Genomic DNA, 22,511 nt, shown 5'->3' with positions numbered 1-22,511 from the left:
TACACAACGGGAGGAACGGGATGTTCGAGTTTTTGAGCAGGGGCGGTGTGCTGGTGTATCCGATTCTGGGGTGTCTGGTCGTTGTGGCCGCCATTTTTACGGAACGTATGATCCGATTCGCCCTGTTGCGCAGTCGGGGCGGCGGGTTGGCGGATACGGTGGCCGGACTTCTCAAGCGGGAAGAGACGGACAAGGCACGGGCCTTGGCGCATGAAAGCCGCTCGCCCATGGGCGCGGTGCTCTCCAGGGCCATCGATGCCAGGAATCTGGACCGGGAGATGCTGGAATCGGTTCTTGTCAGCGCCACCGATGAGGAGGTGCGTAAACTCTCCGCGTACAGTCAGCTCATGGCGACCATCGGCAATATCGCCCCCTTGCTCGGGCTGCTGGGCACGGTCATCGGGCTGATCAAGGCCTTCATGGTCATCCAGGAGATGGGGGGCAAGGTCAACGCCTCGGTCCTGGCCGGGGGAATATGGGAGGCCATGCTGACCACGGCCCTGGGACTCGGCGTGGCCCTGCCGACCATGCTGGCCCACAGCTATCTCCTGGCGCGCATCGACCGCTACGAGGCCCGGCTGCAACGAGGGGCGATCACCTTTCTGCAATCCCTGAGTTCGAGGTAAGATCCCATGATCGTTCATTTTCACAAGAAAGAACCCTATCGGATGCAGCCCCCGTTGACCTCGCTCATCGACATCGTGTTCATGCTGCTCATCTATTTCATGCTTACCACCAATTTCATGGTCGACGAGGGGATCAAGGTCCGGCTGCCCCAGGCGAGCGCCTCGGCACCCCAGGTGCACAGAGATCTTGTGGTCTTCATCGACCGGGATGCCCGGGTCTGGATAGGCGATCAGGAGGTTCCCGAGGCCGATCTGTTCAGGTCCGTCCGGGATCGCCTGGAAAATCAAAGGGACAAGCGGGTCATTGTGCGTGCCGACCGGAATCTCGTTTTGAACCGGGCCGTGCATGTCATGGACGTGCTCAAGGCGGCCGGGGCCGAGTCCCTCTGTCTGGCCACGGAAAAGAGCGGGGAATGAGTTGTGAGATCCGATCAAGGCAATGTACTGCTGGGTGTTCTTTTGCTGGTCTTTTCCGGGGTTCTCGCCCTGACGGTCATGCTCGCGCCTGATCCGGGCCCTGGGAACATCGAGGCCATCGAACTGGACATGGAATCCGCTCCCCTGCGGAACACGCGAAACATCCCCCGTCCCCGACCGCGACCAGAAAGGATCAGGCCTGCCAGCGTGCAGGCCATGGTGCCGGCTCCCTGTCCGCGTCAGATCGCCTCATGCGCCCCTGTCGAGCAGGTCGATCTTTCGGTTCCCCGCTTGGACAACCTGGGGAGGATGGGGGATGTCGCCCCTCTGGAATCCGCGGGCGACCTGGCGGTGAGCGCATCGGCAGCCGCAGCCGGCTTCATGACCAAAAGCGACTATCTGGAATTGCTTCGGATGCGGGTCGATTCCCTGAAGATCTATCCGGACACGGCCCGCTCCCGGGGCAGGCAGGGGCGCGTGGTGGTGCGCTTCACCCTCGAAGGGGACGGATCCATCCGGGAAAAGAGTCTGGTCAGGGGGAGCGGCACCGCCTCCCTGGATCAGGCTGCTCTGCGTGCCGTAAGCCGGGCGGCTCCCTTTCCCATGGCTCCGGCAGACCTCTTTGTCTATCCCCTGACCCTGCAGATAGAAATCTGTTTTGAGCTCACCTGATCCCCTGCCGGAGGAAACGTCGGGTCGTGGGAACGGATAGGAACGGCATTGCCTGCTGACGAGTCTGTCGGATCATGCCTGACCAGCTCGATGCCGGAAGGTTTGTTGCTGCACTGAAATGTACGGATCGCCAACCTGGTCCGTTTCAACCTCAATCAAGGAGATGGAATGGTGAGAACGTTGTGTGGCCTTTTTTCCATGTGTTGCGTGTTTTTTTCCCTGATGGTCGCTCCCGCCTCGGCAACGGCTCCGGAGTATGCGACAGCGGTTCTCCTGGGAGAACGTGCCGCTTCGGAGGCGGCCGGGATGCTCGGTCAGGATCTGCAAAACAGCCGGGTACTTGTCCTGACCAATGCGGGCTATGCGCGGCCGTCCGGACGATCCACCCTGGGATGCCTGGATGGTCTTTCCTCGTCCACCAGTGCCAGCGTGGGCGGTTCGACCCTGATCGCGCTCCAGGCGCGAGGGGACAGCTCCCTCTGGTTCGCGTTTTTCTCTCCGCAGACCGGAGAGTGCGTCTATCTGCAGTCAGAAAAGGATGCGCGGACGCTTGCGGACGCGGACCAAACTCCCGAATGGTCCGTTCGTCAGAAGGCCCGCATCGATGCCGCCCATATCTTCGGACATTCCGAGGAATTCATTGCCAGGGCCAAAAAGGGCCTTTTCGGCACGAACCTCTTCCGCATCGTCACGGTTGCCAACGCGGCCGCCCGAAACTGCCCGGATCATGCCCTGCAGGCCATGCGCGTACACGACCATTTTTGCCCGGGCATCACTTCGGGGGTCCTGCTGGCGGAGTATATCGCCACCCGGGTGCTCACGGGGGACGAGCAAAAACTGTTCATCCTCTCACTGGTTCCCTGGTGCAAGGAGGACGGGCTGACGACCCTGCTCAACGCCACGCCGGGAAAACACGCCTATGCCGTTGTCTACGGGGACAGAAAGGAGGCCGCGACCTGGCCCGCGCCCCTGAACAGAACCTGTACCGTGGCCTTTACCCTGGACGGTGAGGGGATCTGGACGGGACGGTTGCTGGGATTCGATTTTGACGCGGCCAGAAAGCGGTATGAGGACCGGGTGTTCGGATACCCTGTTCTGGACAAACTCTATGCGGATCTCTGGTTTCTGGACCATCTGGACGAACCCGAATCCTTTGTGGAGGAACTGGGACAGGTGGCGCTGCCCAAGGGGACCTCGCCCCAGGATCTCGTGCGTCCGGACGCCGCATTGCTCAAACGGCTCGTTCCTGCGGAAAAATAAAAAAAGACCGGTGGGATGACGGTCTGCAAACTTTCGATCCCACCGGTCAGCCCCCGATACGGGAGGCTTGTCCATGTACTAATGACGTGACGATACATGGTCAATGCCCCCCTCCTCAAGGCAACCCCGAAGGAGGTTTTTGCCATGCGTTGTTTTGTCCGACTGTTTGTCTGCTGGTGTCTCGCGGCCCTGTGGGCCGCTTCGACCGGTGCCCAGGAGAACGCCACCGATGCTGTGGTCGATCTGGGCACGGTACAGGTTCTGGAAAAGGGGGGTGCGCCCGACGTGTTCGTCGCTCCGGACATGGAAGTCATCCGGGTCGATGCGTATGAACAACCCGGAGTCCCCCAAAATATCACGGATCTGGTCAGGGACCTGCCCATCTTTGATTTCCGCGGGGCGAGCGACCTGGTTCCCAGCGACGACACCATTTATATGCGCGGCTTCAGCAGCAGGCGGTTCGTGACCTCGGTCGACGGATTGACCCTGCGCCAGAGCGGAGGCCGCAAGTCCTCCCATATCGTGGATTACGCCCTGCTGCCTCCCTGGATGATCGAAGAGGTCGAGGTCATGCCCGGGCCCCATTCGGCCCTTTATCCCTCCAAGAGCATCGGCGGGGTCCTCAATCTGAAAACCCGGACCCCCAAGCGGTTCGAAACCCCCAAACCCGATGTGCATCTTTCCACCTCCTACCGTTCCTACAACACCCAGAATCACAACCTGGACATGCACGGAGGCGTCAGGGGACTCATCTATGATGCGGGTGTCCAGAAGTACAGCACGGACGGGTATCTGCGGAACAGCAAGGCGGACATCGAGACCGTGTACGGACGGGGCGGATACGTTCAGGAGAACGGCGGCTACCTCGCCCTGAGCGGTTCTTATACCGACGCTGCCAGGCAACTCCCCGTGAACAATGATCCGGATGATCCCAAGACCGACTATGACTCGGACTATCCCACGGTCCAGGACGCTTCCGAATTCTGTGATTCCCAGGATCCCACGACGGACAAGATCGCCCAGGCCGTCAACCTCAATCTGCACCAGCCGAGCCCCTGGGGGACCTGGCATCTCGCAGCCATGTACAGCGAGGAGAATACCGACCGGCAGTATGATAACCTGGACGGATCGGACGGGTCCTGGGAAACCAAGTGGCGGCAGTGGACCGCCAAGCTCATGAACGAGATGGAACTCGCTCCCGGGCACGATCTGACCCTGGGCACGGAAATGGCCGAACTCTTCGACGGATACGGACGGTGCGCCACCTGGAAATACGCCTACAACGATCACAAAAGAATCCAGACCTGGGCCGCCTTCGGAGAGTACGGCTGGGACATCACCGAGAGTCTCAACCTCCGGCTCGGTCTGCGCTATGAGAGCCTGAAGGCCTGGGTGAATAATTATTCAAGCGCGGGCACCTATTACATCTCGGGTAGCGACCAGTGGATCGAACGGAATTGGGATCAGCTGATTCCCAAATCCTATCTGACCTGGAACATGGACCACCTGGCCCCGTGCATGCGGGACACCAGTCTCGCCCTTGGCGTGAGCCGGATATGGCGGGCCCCTGACTATCACGGTGAGCTCAATCCCCAGGGAAGACCGTCCGGCGCCTGGATCGATCCGGAACACGGCATGGGCTATGATCTGGTCTTTCAACGCCGGCTCTGGAGGGACGTCCAGTTCAAGGTGGACGGCTCCTTCTACGAGATCCGTGATTTTCTCGCCTATAACAATAAATACGCCAAATTTACTCCCAGCAACACAAACCCGGTGTCACCTGGGCAGGAATACAGGGACTGGATGGTCAATCTGGACAAGGTCTGGCGCAAGGGGGTTGAGGTGAGTCTCCGGGGGCATCTCTGCGATCCCCTGTCCTTTTATCTGTCCTATGCCTATGTGGATTTCGAGAACAAGGGAGACGAACCCGCCGGGGAGACCGAACTGGACGGCAGGGCCAGGAACCGGTTCAATGCCGGGCTGACCTACGAGGTCGTCGAGGGGACCAAACTCCTGGTGGATTACGCCTATCAGGATCGGGAAGTTGTGCAAAACGGCAAGGAGACACCGTCAGGCAGCGACAACTGGACCTTCACGGAAACGACCGTGGATGCGCACCATCTGGTGGACTGCGCCGTGGAGCAGACCCTTTTCACGGAATATCACGGGTTGAAGGACGGCAAGCTCAAGGTCTTTGCCACCAATGTGTTCAACGAGAGCTATGTGGACATCGACGGGTATCCGGCAACGGATCGGACCATCGGTGTGGCCTTGTCCCTCGCTTTTTAGAGGTATTGGTCAAAAAGATGGATTCAGCCCGCAAGGATGCGTTCATCGATCCTTGCGGGCTGTTTTATTCCGGTGCATAGGGAGATTAAAGTCACGCTGAACGGCGTATCCCATAGATCCACTATCTTTCAGGCTGGTGGATGAGGACAAAGGTGTTCTGGGATATTCAGTTCGCTGCAAGGAGCAGATGGGTCTGCAACCGCTGATAACTATTGAGCTCGGCCTCATGGAAGGAGGCCCCGATGATAGTGCCTTCATCCCGTTTTTCGAACCGTTGGGATGTGCATTTGATGATGATGGGTTCGTCGGCCTGGTTTAATTTGAACAGCACCTCGAAGACATTGTTTTTATCTTCGGAGCGTATTCGGCATTTGCAGTTCTTGGGGATGCGGATGCGGATGCCCCCCAGGGAGATGTCGTGAATTTCCCCGGAGTGGTAGTAATAATTGCTCTTGCTCGTTCCGTGGATGACAATGGGGATTTTTTCTTCCATCCTGGGATATTTTCTTCGGTCCATCTTTTTTTCCTGTTCACGGGCCAGGCTGCGGGCTAGAATGGTGTCTATAAGGGACGATAAACTCTTTTTTCTGTTTTCGGCCATTTCCATAAGTGCCTTTTTTATCGCATCGCTCGTTCTAAAGCATATCTTGGATGTTTTTTTCATGATATTCATAGAGAAAAGATCCGTGAACCTCGAGCTGAATGCCTGCCGGGTAGCGTGTGCCTGGGCCGATTTGGTTCATTGTAGGAAAAAACATGCCATCTGCTAACATGTTGAATTTTTTTGGTTTTAGAGATTTCGAGATAAGGCGTTCCGGGAATTGAAGACGAAAAAGCGAGTTTTCTCTTCATCTTGTCCGGTAAACAAGGAAGATGCTGGGAATTGTCCAACGGGCGACCCACAAAGAGATACTTTGCGTTGCACGCTCTGTATGCAACCATGCAGCCGGGATTGGGATAAACGAGGAACCCGTCTCGTTTTTTCAAGGATACGCTAACGCGAAACGAATGATCAGGCAGTTTATGGACCGATCAGGTCCTTTGGCGGAAAAATACGGGGCCTTGGAGGGGGTTTTGGGGCATGAGTGGGCGAACATTTAATGAGATATGATCACCAGGCAGGGACCATGCGCATTCTTAGCCCCCGAACTCCCTTGAAGGATATTGCCACTCCCCATGCCGGCCCAGGTCTTCAACGGCTTCGTTCCCGCATGGATACCGGAGAGGGCGAGGCCATCCATGTTTTTGGCACATGCTCATCCACTCTCGATGTGGCCTGGGAATTGGTCAGATCCGGGGAGCTTGCAGTCTGGGATTCCGTGCTGGCCACATCCCAATGGTCCGGTCGCGGACAGATGCGCAGGGATTGGATTTCTCCTCCGGGCAATCTCTACGCCGCCTGGAGATGGCCGGTACCCCCAAAAGGATGGAACTCCCTTGTCCCCCTTATGGCTGGTGCCCTGGTACATGATTTTTTTCTTGGCCGCGGAATTGGCCTGCATATCAAATGGCCCAATGATTTGGTGCTCCACGGGTGCAAGGTGGGCGGCATCCTTGTTGAGGAGCGTCGGGGGGTTCTTGTCGTGGGTATGGGAATCAACCTGGCCGTTTCTCCCGAACCGGACGAGATGCGGGCAGAAACGTCCCTGCGTGCAGGAAACTTTTCCGGGTTCTTGCAGGAAACGGATGGTATGGACCTTTGGGCACAACTTGTGTCCCGGGGACGTTTCTGGTATGAAAAAACTCTTACCTCGTATACTCCTGCCGGATTCGTTTCGTTGCTCGAGCCTCTTCTGGCTTTCATGCATCAACATGTTCAGGTCGTAAGTGGTGATGGTCGTCATCTTGCCCGTGTGATCGGATTGCAGGAAGACGGCGGTCTTGTTCTTGATCGTCATGGACAAAGAACTATTCTCTATTCTGGAAGCATTTTTCCCGTTGACGATGGGGACATTTTTTAAAGAATCAACGATGGAATCCTTTGATACATCAACTAGGAACCGGAGTCGCCAGATCAATGACAAAGAAAACCTTTGAACACGTCGCAGCCCGTCTGAAAGGGAAAAAAATTCTCGTCGCCAACCGTGGGATTCCCGCGCGGCGGATCGTCCGTTCCATCAGGGAAGTTTTCGGGGCTGTGCCCATAATGACCGCCACGGATGTGGACAAGACCGCTCCCTTTACCACCTGTGCCCAGGAACTCCTGCTGCTCGGCGAGAACCCCAGGGCCTATCTGGATGTGGATCTGATCATCGCCAAGGCCAAGGCCAGAAAGATCGTGGCCATCCATCCGGGATGGGGTTTCGCCTCGGAAGATGATACCTTTCCGCAGAAATGCAAACAGGCCGGGATCATCTTCATCGGTCCTTCCAGTAAGGCCATGCGACTTTTGGGGAACAAGGTCGAGGTGCGTCGACTGGCCAAAAAGCTCGATATCCCGGTCGTTCCCGGTTCCGAGGGTGCCGTGAGCATCGTGGAGGCGCGGGAGATGGCCCGGGAAATGGGTTTTCCCATCATGCTCAAGGCCGAGGGCGGCGGTGGTGGTCGGGGCATCTACGAGGTGTTCAGGGAAGAACAGCTCGAGGACGCCTTTTCCAAGGCCTCGGCCCTGGCCCAGGCATCGTTTGGTAACCCCAGACTGTACATGGAACGGCTTCTGACTTCCATCCGGCACATTGAAATTCAGGTTATTGCCGACAGTTACGGCAATGTGTTTGCCTTTGACGAACGTGATTGCACGGTGCAGCGCAATCATCAGAAACTCGTTGAAATCACCCCCTCGCCCTGGCCCGCCATGACCGGTGAGCTTCGGTCCCGGCTCAAGGAATATGCCATCAGGCTGGTCAAGGAGGTGGGGTATCAATCTCTGGCCACGGTGGAATTTCTGGTTGATCAGGATTTGAATCCTTATCTGATCGAGGCCAATACCCGGTTGCAGGTGGAGCACGGGATTACGGAATGTCGTTACGGCATCGATCTGGTGGAGGAACAGATAGCCGTGGCCTTTGGGGCTGAACTGCGTCTCAACGATCAGAATACCCTTCCTGCCAATGTGGCCATGCAGGTCAGAATCAATTGCGAGGATCCTCAGAAGAATTTTTCTCCCAACGTGGGGGTGATCACCCGGTATCTCTCGCCCGGTGGTCAGGGGGTGCGTGTTGATTCGTGCGTTTCCGGCGGGTATGAATTTCCATCCCAGTATGATTCCGCTGCATCCCTTTTGATCGCCTATGGGAAATCATGGTCGAAGGTCCTCGGCGTCATGGATCGGGCCCTGGGCGAGTATATTATCGGCGGGATCAAGACGACCATTCCCTTTCATTCAAAGATCATCCAGCACCCTGATTTCATCCGGGGGGAATTTGATACCAATTTTGTGGCCAAGACCCCGGAGCTCATGTGCTATTTATGCGAAGAACCCGAGGCCTTGCGACTCTCCCGGCTGGTCGCCGAAATTTCCGCCAAGGGGTATAATCCCTATGTGAAACTCGGTGACTACCGGTACAAGGGCGATAAATGTCTTGGGGAGTTCAAACCGGTGCTCCCCCGTATTGAGACCGAGTATCACAGTTCCCCCTATCCCCGGGGAGACCGGGACGCCATCTTGGATTTTGTTCGAGATTCCGGATACATCCATTTTACGGATACCACGACCAGAGACATTACCCAATCCAACAGCGGGAATCGTTTTCGTCTGGCTGAAGACAGGATGGTAGGCCCCTATCTTGATAATTGCGGATTTTTCTCGCTGGAGAACGGTGGGGGAGCCCATTTTCACGTGGCCATGCTGGCCAATATGACCTATCCGTTTTCCGAGGCCGAAGAGTGGAATGCATTCGCTCCCAAGACGCTCAAACAGATTCTCATCCGCTCAACCAATGTGCTTGGGTATAAACCGCAGCCCAAGAATCTCATGCGGCTGACCGGCGAGATGATCTGTGAGCACTACGATGTGATTCGCTGTTTTGATTTCTTGAATCATATCGAAAATATGCGTCCTTTTGCCGAAGTGGTCCTCAACTCGACCAGGAACATTTTCGAGCCGGCTATTTCTCTGTCCTGGGCCAAGGGATTTGATGTCCCCCATTATCTTGGGGTGGTCGAGGAAATCCTTGCCATGACAGCGGCAGTGAGCGGGCTTTCACCGGAAAAGGTTCAAAAGAAGATTATTCTCGGTCTCAAGGATATGGCCGGGGTCTGTCCTCCCCGATTTATCAGTGAGCTTGTAGCGTCCATTCGCAAGGCCTGGCCTGAACTCGTGGTCCATTATCACCGCCATTACACCGATGGTCTCTTTGTCCCGGCAGTGGGTGCGGCAGCTCAGGCCGGAGCCCATATCGTGGATACGGCCATCGGGGCTTCGGTTCGCTGGTACGGCCAGGGCGAGGTACTTTCTACGGCTGCATATATTGAGGACGAACTGGGGCTGAAGACGAATCTGAACAAGGAGATGATCAGGACCTGTGGATTTGTGCTCAAGCAGGTCATGCCCTACTATGACAAGTATGCAGCCCCGTATTTTCAGGGGATCGACTATGATGTGGTCAAGCACGGCATGCCCGGCGGCGCTACCTCGTCTTCCCAGGAAGGTGCCATGCAGCAGGGCTACATCCATCTTTTACCCTATATGCTCAAGTTTCTGGAGGGAACCAGGCAGATCGTCAGATATCATGATGTGACCCCAGGCTCTCAGATCACCTGGAACACCGCCTTTCTGGCCGTGACCGGTGCCTTTAAAAACGGGGGCAAGAAAGCCGTTCGCAGGCTTTTGAATGTTCTCGATACCGTAGTAACCACCCCGGAAAGATCCCTTTCCGAAAAGATTAAACGCGAACGTCTTGCTCTGTACAAAAATTGTAACGATGCCTTCAGGAATCTTTTGCTTGGCAAATTCGGTCGTCTTCCCCTCGGGTTTCCCGACAGATGGGTCTATGAGAGTGCCTTTGGCGATGAATATGAACATGCCCTGATGGAGCGCACAGAAAATTCCCCTCTGGCAACGCTTCCGGACATGGATGTCGAGGCCGAGCGCAAGGCCCTGGTTGATCATCTCGAGCGTGATCCTTCAGACGAGGAGCTGGTGCTCTATCTGAATCATCCTGGTGATGCCCTGAACACCTTTGATTTTGTTCGGGATTTTGGGGACGCCAACCAGCTTCCTCTGGATGTCTGGTTCGAGGGGTTGGAAACCGGGAGAGATCTCTACTTCCGCGACTCCCAGGGCAAGCATCATCTGCTGACTCTGCTGTCGATCACTGATCCCGATGCCAGGGGGAATAGTGTGGTCAGATACTCCCTTGATTCCGAGTTCTTTTCCCACCAGGTCAAGGTGGCTGAGGCCACGGGGCTGGAGGAAAATGCCTTTGAGATTGCGGATAAAGACAACCCCCTTCATGTGGGCTCTCCAAGTAACGGTGATCTCTGGGTCATGCAGGTGCAGCCCGGTGACATTGTCAAGCCTGGCGAGGAATTGTTCAATATCTCGATCATGAAACAGGAAAAGGCCGTCGTTTCCACGGTTCACGGGATGGTCAAACGGGTCCTCAAGGTTGCCGACTACCAGGAAGATAAAAAAATGGTTCCTGTTCACGAGGGTGAATTGCTGGTTGAATTGATGCCCATTCCCAGACGGTGTCCCACCTGTAAACATCCGGCCGTGCGCGAGGAAGATAAATTCTGTGCCTTTTGCGGTCAAAAACTGTAAACACTCTTCATACGAACAAGGCCGGGAGCATGAATGCTTCCGGCCTTTTGTACTTTTTGTGGACAGTGTCTTGTTTTGCATGACAGCAATGTTTGCTTGTATGGAGAATTGTGCATGTAAATGTCCTGAAAAGCCGTTTTGAGAGTAAACGGTTGTCTGAAAAAGTTCTACACTAATTGCTTGGAGTTGTATTTGCAGTGTCTCATCGTTACCGCTTGACCGGCCAGGAAGCGCACGTCTGACCAGGACACATTTGTTAGATGGTTGGATGAGAACAAATCTGCCTTGTGCGTCTGACAGGAATCTGTTGACGGAGGCTGTGAAAAATGGCTAAATTACCGTACATTGTTGTTGCCTAAAAATCTAATTACTTTTCATATGATTTCAGGGTGTTAGGCTTGTTTCGGCTGAAGACTGTTACGATTCGTCAGGAGGAAAGAAGATGGCAAAGACTCAGGAAAAGGTTTCCGAGAATCCAACGACTCGGAAAGAGAATTCCGAGGTTCAAGTAAAATCAACCACGAAAGGGACACCCAAGAAACATATCGAGAAGATCAGGGAACAATTTGTTCTCAATGGTCATGATATCGTGACCATAGGGCCGGATGCCGAGCTTCTTGTCGGCGGGAAAAACTACAATACCGCCATTATCAGCACTATCGAAAATATCCGTGCTCCGCAATTCAGAGCCATCTCTTCCAATGCATTTCATGTTGTTCTTGATTCCACCAAGGTCAATGCAGCTGCCGTCAGGGCCATTGTTGACAAGGAATATGACAATATCGACTGGACCGATCAGGAAATCAACAAGGATCCGGATTTCCTACAGAATTTTGTCCGCAAGGTGGCCAAACAGCTCAAGGCCAAATCAGGTGACGAGGTCGGAACCACTCGGCTTCGGACCTTTGTCAACAATGTGGTCGAAGGGTTCGCCACCTCCCCTGAAGGTATTGATCAGCTCCGCAAGCGCTCGGTTCTGGTTCAGGTGGCCATCCTTTCCGTGGATTTGCCCCAGGAGGTCGATGCAGCCGTCCGGGAGGCTTACAAGGCCATTTGCAAGGAAGCGGGGCTCGAGAGCGTGCCTGTTGCCGTACGTTCGTCCGCAGCTGGTGAAGACAGTCGCAACAAGGCCTTTGCCGGTCTGCAGGACACCTATTTGAATATTGTCGGAGATGTCCATGTGGCCGAGGCCTACCATTGGGATTGTGCTTCGGCCTATAACCTTCGCAGCATGACCTACCGTCGCGAGTCCATTCTGGATGCCGTTGCCAAGGCCGAGGAAACAGGGGACGAGTCCATCGCCATCCAGGCCAAAAAAGAATGGTCCATCGAGAACACCTCTCTGTCCGTTTGTATCATGCGCATGATCAATCCGGTCATTTCCGGAACCGCATTCAGTGCGGACACCTCAACCGGATGCAGGGGGACCGACCGCAAGGATCTGGTTTCCATTGATGCCAGTTACGGTCTGGGTGAGGCCGTTGTCAGCGGCATGGTCACGCCGGACAAGTTCTATGTCTTTCAGCGCGACGACGGTCAGGAAGTGGTCATCCGGTACATGGGCTGCAAGGACAAGAAGATCGTTTATGACGATTCGGGGAGTGGAACCAAGGTCGTCAAGGTTTCAGAAGAAACCGCCTGCCGGTGGTCGCTCTCTCTTGCCCAGGCCGAGATGGTCGCCAAAGGAGTGCGCAGCATCAGTCAGGCCTATGACGGCATGATCATGGATTCCGAGTTCTGCATCGACAAATGGGATCGTCTCTGGTTTGTCCAGGCACGTCCGGAAACCCGGTGGAATGCTGATCTGGACAAACATCCCTCCAAGATTTTCATGCGCCGCATGGAGGTCAGACCCGATGCCCTCAAGACCGCCGAAGTCGTGCTTCAGGGTAACGGAGCTTCCCGAGGCGCAGGCCAGGGGACGGTTCGTTTTCTGCGCTCGGCCCTGGAACTGAACAAGGTCAACAAGGGAGATATCCTGGCTGCCGAACGGACCGATCCTGACATGGTTCCCGGTATGCGCATCGCTGCGGGAATCATGGCCGACGCAGGGGGGGATACCAGCCATGCGGCCATTACCTCGCGTGAACTGGGAATCCCGGCCGTCATCGGCATCAAGCGTCTCGAGATTCTGCGAACCCTGGACGGCCAGGAGGTCACGGTGGATGGTTCCCGAGGATGCATCTACCGGGGACTCATTCCCATGGAAGAGGTCGGTGGGATCATCGATGTGGCCGAGCTGCCGGCAACCAAGACCAAGATCGGTCTCATTCTGGCAGATGTGGGTCAATCCCTGTTTCTGTCCCGTTTACGCGATGTTCCGGATTTTGAGGTGGGGCTGCTCAGGGCCGAGTTCATGCTCGGCAATATCGGGGTTCATCCCATGGCCCTGGAGGCCTATGACAAAGGAACTCTGGAATCGACCGTCAGGCACAAACTTGCTGAAATCGATGAGGATCTGACCAAGGTACTTAAGGAACAGCTGGATGCCGGGGTTGTTTCCATTGATTTCAAACTCAGAAAGTATGTGGGCATTGTCACGGGTCTGGCCCAGGAAATGGAAGATCTTTCCAATGCTTCCGGGCTCAAGGGCACGGATGAGGTTCTGGCCATCCATCGTCAGATCCGCGAGCTGGACAAGAAGATGGATGATCATCTGGAGATGGCTACCCAGCGTCTGGATATCCTCAAGACATCCAAAAACCTGCACGACCATGTCAAGGCGATCATGGGCTTTCTTGATTCCAAGGATCTCGGTTTTTCCGATCCCGACGAGGAACGACGTTCCCAGGAGGTCAACGAGCTGATCGCGGCCATTGTCAAGAGGATCGAGAATGATCCCTATGTGGTTGACCTCATGGCTCGTATCAAGGCCCTGCGCGAGGATGTGGCCCGCAAGGTCGGCCTGCAGCGTGAGATGAACATGCTCGAAACCCTGCCCGAGCGGATCAAGCAGATTCTTGTCTCCAGAGGATACAGAACGGGTAAGGAACTCTATGTTCAGACCCTTGCCCAGGGGTTGGGTCTTTTTGCCATGGCCTTTTACGGCAAAAGTATCATCTACAGAACAACCGATTACAAGACCAACGAGTACCGCAATCTTCTGGGGGGTGTTCTTTTTGAATTCCAAGAAGACAACCCCATGCTCGGTTACCGCGGCGTCTCCAGAAATATTCATGACTGGGAACTCGAGGCCTTCAAGCTGGCTCGGGGTGCCTTTGGCGGGCGCAACCTGCACATCATGCTCCCCTTTGTCCGAACCCTTGAGGAAGCCAGGAGTCTCAGAGATTATCTCTCCCAGGTACACAACCTGCGTTCGGGTGAGGACGATCTCAAGGTTATCCAGATGTCCGAGATTCCGAGCAATGCCATTCTGGCCAAGGAATTCATCAAGGAATTCGATGGATTTTCCATCGGTTCCAATGACATGACCCAGCTCGTTCTCGGCACGGACCGCGACAACTCCAGACTTCAGCACATCTACGATGAGGAGGATCCCTCAGTTGTCTGGGCGATCCTGACGACCATCTTTACCGGTCAGAAGTACGGCAAGAAAGTCGGTTTTTGCGGTCAGGGGGTCTCCAACAGCAAAATCATTCGTGGCCTGGTATGTGTGGCCGGAATCGTTTCAGCCTCTGTTGTTCCGGACACCTACGCCCAAACCAAGTACGATGTTGCGGCCATTGAAAAGGAAAACATCACGGTTGCAAGCCTTGGCGACTGGATCAAAAAGCAGCACCTCGAACGGGTTCGCACCTTGCTCCAAAAAGAAGGATATGGCCATATCCTAAAGAAATACGTCACCCCCGAGGACCTGACGGAATGGTTCGACGGCGAGAACGCTCGCCTCATGCATCAGCTCAGGGACAATCTTGGATCGGCTCAGGAAGAATTCTACCGTCAGGAACTCGAAGGTTTCAGGGCCATGTTCCACAAGCCGGTTATCTATGCTGCCTGGGACTGGACCCAGACCGTTGAGGATGCCCTGCATCAGGGCGGGTTTGCCACCTTCGAAGAACAGCAGAAGGCCATGGAAGAACAGCGAAAACACCTCTGGTAGCTACCTTAGACTTTCGGTCACATACACTACGTGTCCGGAAGATAGCCCATAAAAAAGGACGACCTGTGCACAGCACAGGTCGTCCTTTTTTATGGGCAAAAATCAGGGTGAATGGCAGATGTGTCAGGAACGAGGCGGGACCGAAGCGTTTTTCGCGCCATCGGTACGCAGTGTATCCTCAAAAACCAGGACCATGTGTCTGGAACAGTATGCGAGATCGTTGCGGCGGTTGTTCAGAAGGACGAGAAACGAGTTGTAGGCGAGGGTTGCCGGAATGGCGACCATCAGCCCCAAGGCGGTCGTGGACAGGGCATCGGCGATGCCGGGGCCGACTGTGGCCAGGGTGGTCGTCTTGAGTTCCGCATAGGCATGAAACGATCGCATGATCCCCCAGACAGTCCCGAAAAGGCCGAGTAGCGGTGCGGTGCTGGCGCAAATGGCCAAAAGAGGCAGCCCTGATTGCAGGGAACGGATTTTTTCATCCATGAGTTCCGTGGTCCGTGTGTGGAACCAGGTTGCCATCTCATGACCGGAGGGTGATGTATTTTGAAATTTTTTCCTGTGCGTGACCGCGAGGAGCGCCTCCCGGGTCATGCTCCGCACGATGGACCGGGGAGATCGATCGAGCAGATCCGCAAGGCTGAGGGGATCGGCTGGTTTCCGGAACAGACGCATGTCTCTTTTCAGGAGGTTATGCAGACGTATCAGCTGGATGGTCTTGAGAAATACAATGGACCAGGAGATGACGGACATGATGATGAGAATGGCGAAAACCGCGAGGATCACCGGCGAGGTCGAGGAGAGGAGATCGAGAAGCTGGATCATGTCCGAAACCGTGTTGCAGAGGAAGGAATGTATTTCTTGTAGGTGAGCTCCATTTCCGGGTCAAGATCTTCTGTCCACAAGGGCATTGTGTGCTGACAAGGGAGGGGATGTCTGATAGTGTGTATGTAATCAGGTTGAATCTGAACGATGTGCCTTGCGCCTTGGCCACGGAAAAATTATCCCGACCATCCAGGGACTGTCGGCAAGGCGCTGCTCGCACCACTCAATGGCTGCAGGAGGATTCATGTCCCGTCTGGTCAAAGATCTTGTAACACGCATGTACCCCACAGGGTCGATAGGAAGATACGGGAATCTCTACGAGGACACCACCGAGTTCATGAATATCGATCATGGGGATGTCATGCTTCTCGGGGGCAGACACTACCTGGTGCTGCGTGATGAAAAGGAGTGCAGTTTCGGGGTGGAGGATCCCAAGTACTGGGTCAAACGGTGCAGGGAATTGGAAACCGGGGAGCGGCGGATCATCAAGCTCGTTTTTTACGAGAATTTTCCCATCCGGCTCGGTCCTGTGGAGATAACCGCCTATCGAAGTCCCCGCAAGGAGGCGCGCATGCTCAAGCTGGTCCGTGGCGATAACCGCTTCATGCAGGGCGTTGCCGTAGACGATGCCGTGGGAAACAATGTGCGTATCCTGACCGTGGTTCGGGGTAAGCGGCTTGCCGAGGCGGTCGATGAACTGGACATGGATCATGCCACCTATTTCCATGAAGCCCTTCCGGACATCCTGACCAAGTTCATGACCGCGTGCGAGGCCATTCGATTTCTCCATCGCCACGGGGAGAACCACGGGGATATCCGGCGGGATCACCTTTTTGTGGAATATGGAACAGGGAATTACGTGTGGATCGATTTCGACTACACCTATGAATTTCATGAGAATCCCTACGGTCTGGATCTGTTCGGGCTGGGTAATCTGCTTCTCTTTCTGGTCGGCAAGCGGTTCTATACCCCCCACAACCTGCGACCCTATCTCGAGGCCATTGGAAAGAATTCTCCGGATTCCGGCGATTTTTCCATGCTTTTTGCGAGCCGGCTGGCCAATCTGCGAATGCTTTTTCCCTATATCCCGGAATCCCTGAACAGGGTACTCATGCATTTCGCCCAGAGTGCCCGGGTCTTTTATACCCATACGGATGAATTTTTGAGTGACCTCGAACAGACCCTCGGGGATATGACCGGCTAAAAAAGGCAGATACCATTCAACGCAAGGGGAGGAACCATGGAACGCAAAAAGGTGCTCATAGCGGTGGATTCGTCCGAAAACTCCAAACGGGCGGTTTCCTATGTCGGGGAGATGCTCGGGGGATCTCCGGGTGTACGTATCTGTCTGCTTTATGTGGAAAAACCGCCCAACCGGGACAGGTTCGCCACAGACGAGGCGTGGAAGCAGGCCGCCCAGGACAAGGAGCAGCGGCTGCGATCCTTTCTTGGAGAGGCCAAGACGATGCTTCGGGAGCTGGGTATCCCGGATGACGGGATCACGGAGGAATACGTGGTCAGCTGTACCTCGCCCCTGCACGAGTCCACCGACTACTGTACCCCGGGAACGAGCATCGCCCAGGAGATCCTGCGGGTTCAGGAGAAGGGCGGGTACGGGACCATTGTCATCGGCCGACGAGGGGTTTCCCGAACCGAGGAGTTTCTCTTTGGCAGCGTTTCCACCTCGGTCATGCAGAACGCCACAAACGGCACGATCTGGGTGGTGGAGTAGATTGTCTTCAAACACCCCCAGGCCGATAGATCAGCCCTGGGGTTGCCCCGTAGAAATCTCGACAGGTCGGGCATGATGAGATAAACGATCCCTCCCGGGCAGTTACGGGTCAGGTTCAGGATGAAGGAACGGGAACCCCTGGATCCGAGTCCGTGGCGGATTGCAGGGATCAGTCGATCGATACGGGGCAGGTGAACTTGCTATGGACAGGAAGGAACTCATCCGGGACCGGGTCTCGGTCTATTATTGGCGGGACGATATCAATTGTGCCACAGCCTCTCTGAAAATTCTGGGAGAGGTTTTCGGCATTCCCATGAATGATCAGGTACTGGACGCGGCTCTGGGCATGCACGGTGCCGGCGAGTATGGTGCCCAATGCGGATTGGTCGAAGGTCCGCTCATGTTTCTGGGGATATGGGGAAGGGCAAACGGCCTGCCCGACGGGGAGACCATCGGCTGGTGCCGGGAGTTTGCCCGCCGGTTCGAGGAACGGTTCGGGACCCTTTTGTGCCGCCAATTGCGTCCCGAAGGATTCGGCCCGCACAATCCAGGACATCCCTGCGAGCCTTTGACTGTACAAAGCATCGGGTTCGCCGTGGCATTTATCGAGTCCATCGATGCAGCCCGTGTTCATCCGTGATGCCGAATCGCACCTGGTATGTGTACATGCTCCGCTGTGGGGATGACTCCCTGTACACCGGTGTAACCATTGATATTTCCAAACGGTACGATGAACATCGTCTGGGCAAGGGGGCCAGATACACCCGGGCCAGAAAAGTGGTCGAGCTGGTCTATTGGGTGGCACTGGACTCCAAATCGCGGGCCTACCAGACGGAATACCGGATCAAACAACTTGCCAGGGCCGGTAAGGAATTGATCGTTGCAAGGCAATGGGAGCGGCAGGACCTGCTTGCGTATCTTAAAATGGAAGACCCATGAACCTGTCGGTTCATGGGGACGGATGTACACCCTGGATAACGGGCTGTCTCCTGTGTCGATCCTCGTGTGGTGGAAATCTTTTTTACAGGCCGCTTGAACCGATGTTTTTGTCTGACAAAAAAAGGACCGGAGTCAATGACTCCGGTCCTTTGTGCGTTGGTGTGCCCGGGACCTTCAGCCACAGGTGGTGAATCCACATGCCTTGCAGATCTTGCACCCGCCCTCAGGGACATAGGCGTGTTTGCCGCATTCCGGGCAGGGATCGCCCAGCCCCTTGGCGACAATGGTCTGATCGTCCATGTCCAGGGAAACGTAATGGCGCAGAATTCTGGCAATGATGGCCGCTGCGTCGATGATGTTGTAGCTGGAGCGGTCCAATTGAGTGATGATCCGGTTGATGGGCATGCCCACCCGCAGCAGAAGGCTTGCCAGCCGGGTGATGGTTTCCCAGAGAGAATATTTTTCCTGGAAGACCTGTTCGTTGTAGATGCCATCCCCGGTCACCCCGGCCTCTTTGGGGAGTTTGACGAAGATCTCAATAGGGTTGCCTGATTCGTCCAGGGAGACGATGATATACATCTTGGACCCCTTCCACATGACCCGGTGCCGCTCGGCCCGTTCGATATCCTCGAGTTCCCGTTCGAACAGGCTGGGGTTCTGGCCACGCATGGTCGGTTCGGGGTCTTTCTTGTCCTCTTTCTTGCCCAGTACGCCTTTTTTGCAGCCATTTCTAAAGATAGTCACCCCTTTGAGGCCATGTTTCCATGCCTGGAGATAGATCTGGAAGATGATCTCCTTGGGGGTGTCTTCGGGAAGATTGATGGTCGAAGAGATGGAGCTGTCCGTGAATTCCTGGATCGCGGCCTGCATGCGGATGCGGTCCATGTAGTCAAGCTCGTCGGCCTGGACATAATTGAGTTTTTTCTTGAGATCCAGGGCGGTGTATTTCCCAAAGAGATCTTCCTGATTGGTCTCCACCATCCATTTGAGGGGGGGCATATGGGTAAATTCGAAGACCCTGCCCGCCTCGAGTCGGGTTTCCCGTGTATAGCTGAACAAAAAAACAGGTTCGATCCCTGAGGTGCAATTGTCTGACATGATGGAAATAGACCCGGATGGCCCGACAGTATTAAAGGCGGTGTGGCGCAGCCCTGTCGCGAGAATCTGTTTCTGTAATTGTTTGGGCAGATCGAGATTCGTGATATAGGGACATTCCAGAAACCGTTTTCGGGCGATCCTGTCCTCCAGGGCCGGGACACATCCCAGCTTTTGGGCGATCCGGACACTGACCTCGATTTCCGCAAGCGCCTTTTCCCTGAGAACTTCTTTGAGAAAGGAGATGGATTCTTCGCTGCCGTAGCGCATGTTGAGCATGGCCAGCATGTCGCCCAGGCCCGTGAATTCAATGCCGATTCGTTTGCCGTATCGGTCCGCCTCCTGGTGTTCGGCCAGGGGATGTTTGTCCTGGTTCAGGTCGGACATGGTGTCCATGAAACTCACGGTCAAGGCGATGTCACTTTTGAAAAGATCCCTGTCAAAACGGGCTTCCTTGGTATAGGGGTTGGCTACGTACCTGTGCAGAACCAGGGCCCCCAAAAGACAGTTGTTCCAATATCCCAGACTCTGCTCCCCACACGGGTTGGTGGACATGGGCTTGAGCCGGAGGGGATCGACAAAGGTGCCCGGGGTGAGGTTCTGGGTGGTATCGAGATACAAAATGCCCGGATCGCCTGATTGCCATGCCGAGGCACTGATCTCCTCGAGCAGATCACGGGCCTTGATTGTAGCATAGGCTTTGAGTGGAAGGCCGAAGTCTTCCCATCTGCTGTAATCCCCGTCCCACAGAACATTGTACACCGAACGGACAGGATCGAAGATGCCCGAGGATTTTTTGCGCCGCCTAGATACTGAAAAGGTCAGCTGGCCCTTGGGCAGGGCGGCCAGTTCCTCGCCGGCGGGAAGGTCCGGTTGGACCTCGATGCAATGGTTTTCATGGTCCACAGAGATGATTTTGTAGACGATTTCCGCCTCGATCCGGTCATCGTTTTGTGGATCAAGGGCTCTGAATACCTCGGGATAAAATTGCAGAGTCGATGGATTCACCACCCTTGCCGTGATGCGGTTTCGATCCGGAAAGACAAAGGTCCAGTCCAGATCATTTTCCACGGCCTGCATGAAGGTGTCTGTGACCTTGAGACTGATGTTCGCCCCGAACACGTCCTGGGTTTTGCCGGTCAGGGAATCCACCCCGAAGATTTCCTCGGGTTTGCTTTTGCTCCAGATAAACCGCCGGGTGTCGGGATGGCGGATGTCCATGGAGATCATCAGCGCACCCCGCCGGCCGTTTTGACCGATGGTGTTGGTCAGTTCGCTGAAAAGGGGCATGAAACTGACCGCGCCCGATGAACTGACCGCGGCATTGTTCACTGGGTCGCCTGCCGGTCTGAGAATGGTGATGTCAATGCCGCTTCCGCCTCGATAGGAGTAAGTCCTGGCCAGTTTTTTCTGGGCCTCGAAGATGCCCTCGAGCGAATCGGATTCGATCTTGGCCAGGTAGCAATTACTTAATGAACATTTGCTGTACTCGTTTCCGAGGCCACTCAGGATGGAACCCGCAGGGATGAATCGTCCTGTCTGCAGCATTTCACAGACCTGTTCGTTTTCATCTTTTTCGAACCGCGAATGTTTCAAAAATTCCCGGCATAATCGGTTCCTGACATCGGTGAAGGAGTGTTCCTGCAATCGGCCCTTGCGGTCACGGATCTGATATTTTTTGGAGCTCACGGATTCCTGAAATCTGATATGCTCCTCAAGAGCCATCTTTGCGGATTCTCGGGTGATAAGTGGTGTTTCGGGCATACTTAGTTTCCTTAACGGATGAACCGTGGTGGCTACATCCCTACCATATTGAGTTGAAAATAAGACATGCAACAGGAACAGGGTGCTGACTGTGATATAAAGAGCAGCGGCTGTACCGTCCCGGAATTACACCGGATTGCCTTGATTCCTGCCGGGTGAATCAGAAAGTTGGAACTCGGGAACGTACACATAAAAGAATGACGAAACAAGGGGCGTTCCAAGCGGATCAAGCGAGTATGAGAAGAAAAACGAGGCCTGACGTGAATTTTGTGACTGTGGAATAAAACAGAAGCAAATTTTTTTGAGGCCTGGCCGATGGTTATAGATTTTTAAAATTTATACAGGGTGTTATGATGCTAAAAAAAGAATTTTAAAAAAAGTGTTTGACAAAAGGATCTGGTGTCCATAGAAAGCGCATCTCTTGAGCGGGACAGGCCGTGAAGGCGAAGAGGTCCGGTTCAAGTTGTTGGAATACAATATGAAGTATCTGTTTTTTGAGAACGAAGACGGGTCGATGGGATGCGGGTGGTTGTGAGGTGATTTTGATCTCAGACCGATCTGCAAGAAAGATAAAAAATCGATTGACAGGAGAGGGTGGTTTGGCTAGTAAACTTCTCCTTGTCGCGTCCTGATTTTTTGGCGGGAGCGACCTGATCTTTGATTGAGAAACTTGTTGACACGGTAGCGCGCAGGAGATTAGAAGCTGCGTTTTGCTGATGTAAGCAGGCAAGGTCTTTGACAATTAAATAGCGAGTTAGAACATATTAAGGTTTTAAGCATAAAGGTCGGTTCGCAAGAGCTGGCCTGGGTTCATTTCATAACTGGAGAGTTTGATTCTGGCTCAGAATGAACGCTGGCGGCGTGCCTAACACATGCAAGTCGAACGAGAAAGCCCTTTCGGGGGTAAGTAGAGTGGCGCACGGGTGAGTAACGCGTGGATAATCTACCTACGAGTTCGGGATAACTTCGCGAAAGTGGAGCTAATACCGGATGGTCTGGCAATTATATATTGATTGTCGGTAAAGATAGCCTCTTCCTGAAAGCTATTGCTTGTAGATGAGTCCGCGTCTCATTAGCTTGTTGGCAGGGTAACGGCCTACCAAGGCGACGATGAGTAGCTGGTCTGAG

The 22,511-nt window shown here is 54.8% G+C and carries 15 protein-coding genes and 1 rRNA gene; 13 read left to right on the top strand and 3 right to left on the bottom strand.

Annotation, left to right across the window (positions count from 1 at the left end):
* Positions 1-20: 20 nt before the first annotated feature.
* The 5 genes from ACTVJH_RS11175 (at position 21) to ACTVJH_RS11155 (ending at position 5,264) form a co-directional block, all read left to right on the top strand.
* Positions 21-626, top strand: a complete 606-nt coding sequence (locus ACTVJH_RS11175; protein ID WP_455990529.1) for a MotA/TolQ/ExbB proton channel family protein — start codon at positions 21-23, stop codon at positions 624-626.
* A 6-nt stretch (positions 627-632) separates the two neighbouring features.
* Positions 633-1,043, top strand: a complete 411-nt coding sequence (locus ACTVJH_RS11170; RefSeq protein ID WP_455990526.1) for an ExbD/TolR family protein — start codon at positions 633-635, stop codon at positions 1,041-1,043.
* A 3-nt stretch (positions 1,044-1,046) separates the two neighbouring features.
* Positions 1,047-1,715, top strand: a complete 669-nt coding sequence (locus ACTVJH_RS11165) for an energy transducer TonB (protein ID WP_455990523.1) — start codon at positions 1,047-1,049, stop codon at positions 1,713-1,715.
* Positions 1,716-1,883: 168 nt separating this feature from the next.
* The gene (locus tag ACTVJH_RS11160) at positions 1,884-2,975 is read left to right on the top strand and encodes an FmdE family protein (RefSeq protein ID WP_455990520.1); all 1,092 of its coding nucleotides are present in this window, start codon (positions 1,884-1,886) and stop codon (positions 2,973-2,975) included.
* 144 nt (positions 2,976-3,119) lie between these two features.
* Positions 3,120-5,264, top strand: coding sequence for a TonB-dependent receptor (locus ACTVJH_RS11155; RefSeq protein WP_455990517.1), 2,145 nt, complete (start codon positions 3,120-3,122; stop codon positions 5,262-5,264).
* Between the two features lie 166 nt (positions 5,265-5,430).
* Here the strand turns inward: ACTVJH_RS11155 and ACTVJH_RS11150 are convergent, their stop codons facing one another.
* Entirely contained in the window at positions 5,431-5,928 is a 498-nt protein-coding gene (locus ACTVJH_RS11150) for a PilZ domain-containing protein (protein ID WP_455990514.1), read from the bottom strand.
* 463 nt (positions 5,929-6,391) lie between these two features.
* Here ACTVJH_RS11150 and ACTVJH_RS11145 point away from each other — a divergent pair, with 463 nt between their 5' ends.
* The 3 genes from ACTVJH_RS11145 (at position 6,392) to ACTVJH_RS11135 (ending at position 15,028) form a co-directional block, all read left to right on the top strand.
* Positions 6,392-7,225, top strand: coding sequence for a biotin--[acetyl-CoA-carboxylase] ligase (locus ACTVJH_RS11145; protein WP_455990511.1), 834 nt, complete (start codon positions 6,392-6,394; stop codon positions 7,223-7,225).
* A gap of 56 nt (positions 7,226-7,281) precedes the next feature.
* Positions 7,282-10,968 (top strand): pyruvate carboxylase, encoded by a 3,687-nt coding sequence (locus ACTVJH_RS11140; RefSeq protein WP_455990508.1) that lies wholly within the window; start codon positions 7,282-7,284, stop codon positions 10,966-10,968.
* A 442-nt stretch (positions 10,969-11,410) separates the two neighbouring features.
* A complete protein-coding gene (locus tag ACTVJH_RS11135) occupies positions 11,411-15,028 on the top strand; it encodes a PEP/pyruvate-binding domain-containing protein (RefSeq protein ID WP_455990505.1) in 3,618 nt (1,205 codons plus the stop codon).
* Positions 15,029-15,151: 123 nt separating this feature from the next.
* Here ACTVJH_RS11135 and ACTVJH_RS11130 read toward each other — a convergent pair whose 3' ends face one another.
* Entirely contained in the window at positions 15,152-15,853 is a 702-nt protein-coding gene (locus ACTVJH_RS11130; RefSeq protein ID WP_455990502.1) for a MotA/TolQ/ExbB proton channel family protein, read from the bottom strand.
* A 244-nt stretch (positions 15,854-16,097) separates the two neighbouring features.
* Between ACTVJH_RS11130 and ACTVJH_RS11125 the strand changes: the two genes are divergently transcribed.
* The 4 genes from ACTVJH_RS11125 (at position 16,098) to ACTVJH_RS11110 (ending at position 18,524) form a co-directional block, all read left to right on the top strand.
* Positions 16,098-17,057, top strand: a complete 960-nt coding sequence (locus tag ACTVJH_RS11125; protein ID WP_455990499.1) for a serine/threonine protein kinase — start codon at positions 16,098-16,100, stop codon at positions 17,055-17,057.
* 36 nt (positions 17,058-17,093) lie between these two features.
* Positions 17,094-17,585 carry a universal stress protein gene (locus tag ACTVJH_RS11120; protein WP_455990496.1) on the top strand — a complete coding sequence of 164 codons (492 nt, stop codon included), beginning with the start codon at positions 17,094-17,096 and terminating at the stop codon, positions 17,583-17,585.
* 202 nt (positions 17,586-17,787) lie between these two features.
* Positions 17,788-18,225, top strand: coding sequence for a C-GCAxxG-C-C family protein (locus tag ACTVJH_RS11115; RefSeq protein WP_455990493.1), 438 nt, complete (start codon positions 17,788-17,790; stop codon positions 18,223-18,225).
* Positions 18,225-18,524 (top strand): GIY-YIG nuclease family protein, encoded by a 300-nt coding sequence (locus ACTVJH_RS11110; protein WP_455990637.1) that lies wholly within the window; start codon positions 18,225-18,227, stop codon positions 18,522-18,524. Before ACTVJH_RS11115 ends, ACTVJH_RS11110 begins: the two co-directional genes overlap by 1 nt.
* Before the next feature lie 174 nt (positions 18,525-18,698).
* On the opposite strand, the gene ACTVJH_RS11105 is transcribed toward ACTVJH_RS11110, so the two are convergent.
* Positions 18,699-21,383 carry an adenosylcobalamin-dependent ribonucleoside-diphosphate reductase gene (locus tag ACTVJH_RS11105; protein WP_455990490.1) on the bottom strand — a complete coding sequence of 895 codons (2,685 nt, stop codon included), beginning with the start codon at positions 21,381-21,383 and terminating at the stop codon, positions 18,699-18,701.
* Positions 21,384-22,201: 818 nt separating this feature from the next.
* On the opposite strand from ACTVJH_RS11105, the gene ACTVJH_RS11100 reads away from it, so the two are divergent.
* A 16S ribosomal RNA gene (locus tag ACTVJH_RS11100) occupies positions 22,202-22,511 on the top strand; the annotation flags it as partial.

The organism is Desulfoplanes sp. PS50 (genome assembly GCF_053851535.1).
The sequence above is the reverse complement of the archived record's forward strand: the minus strand, read 5'-3'. Positions and strand labels throughout refer to the sequence as shown.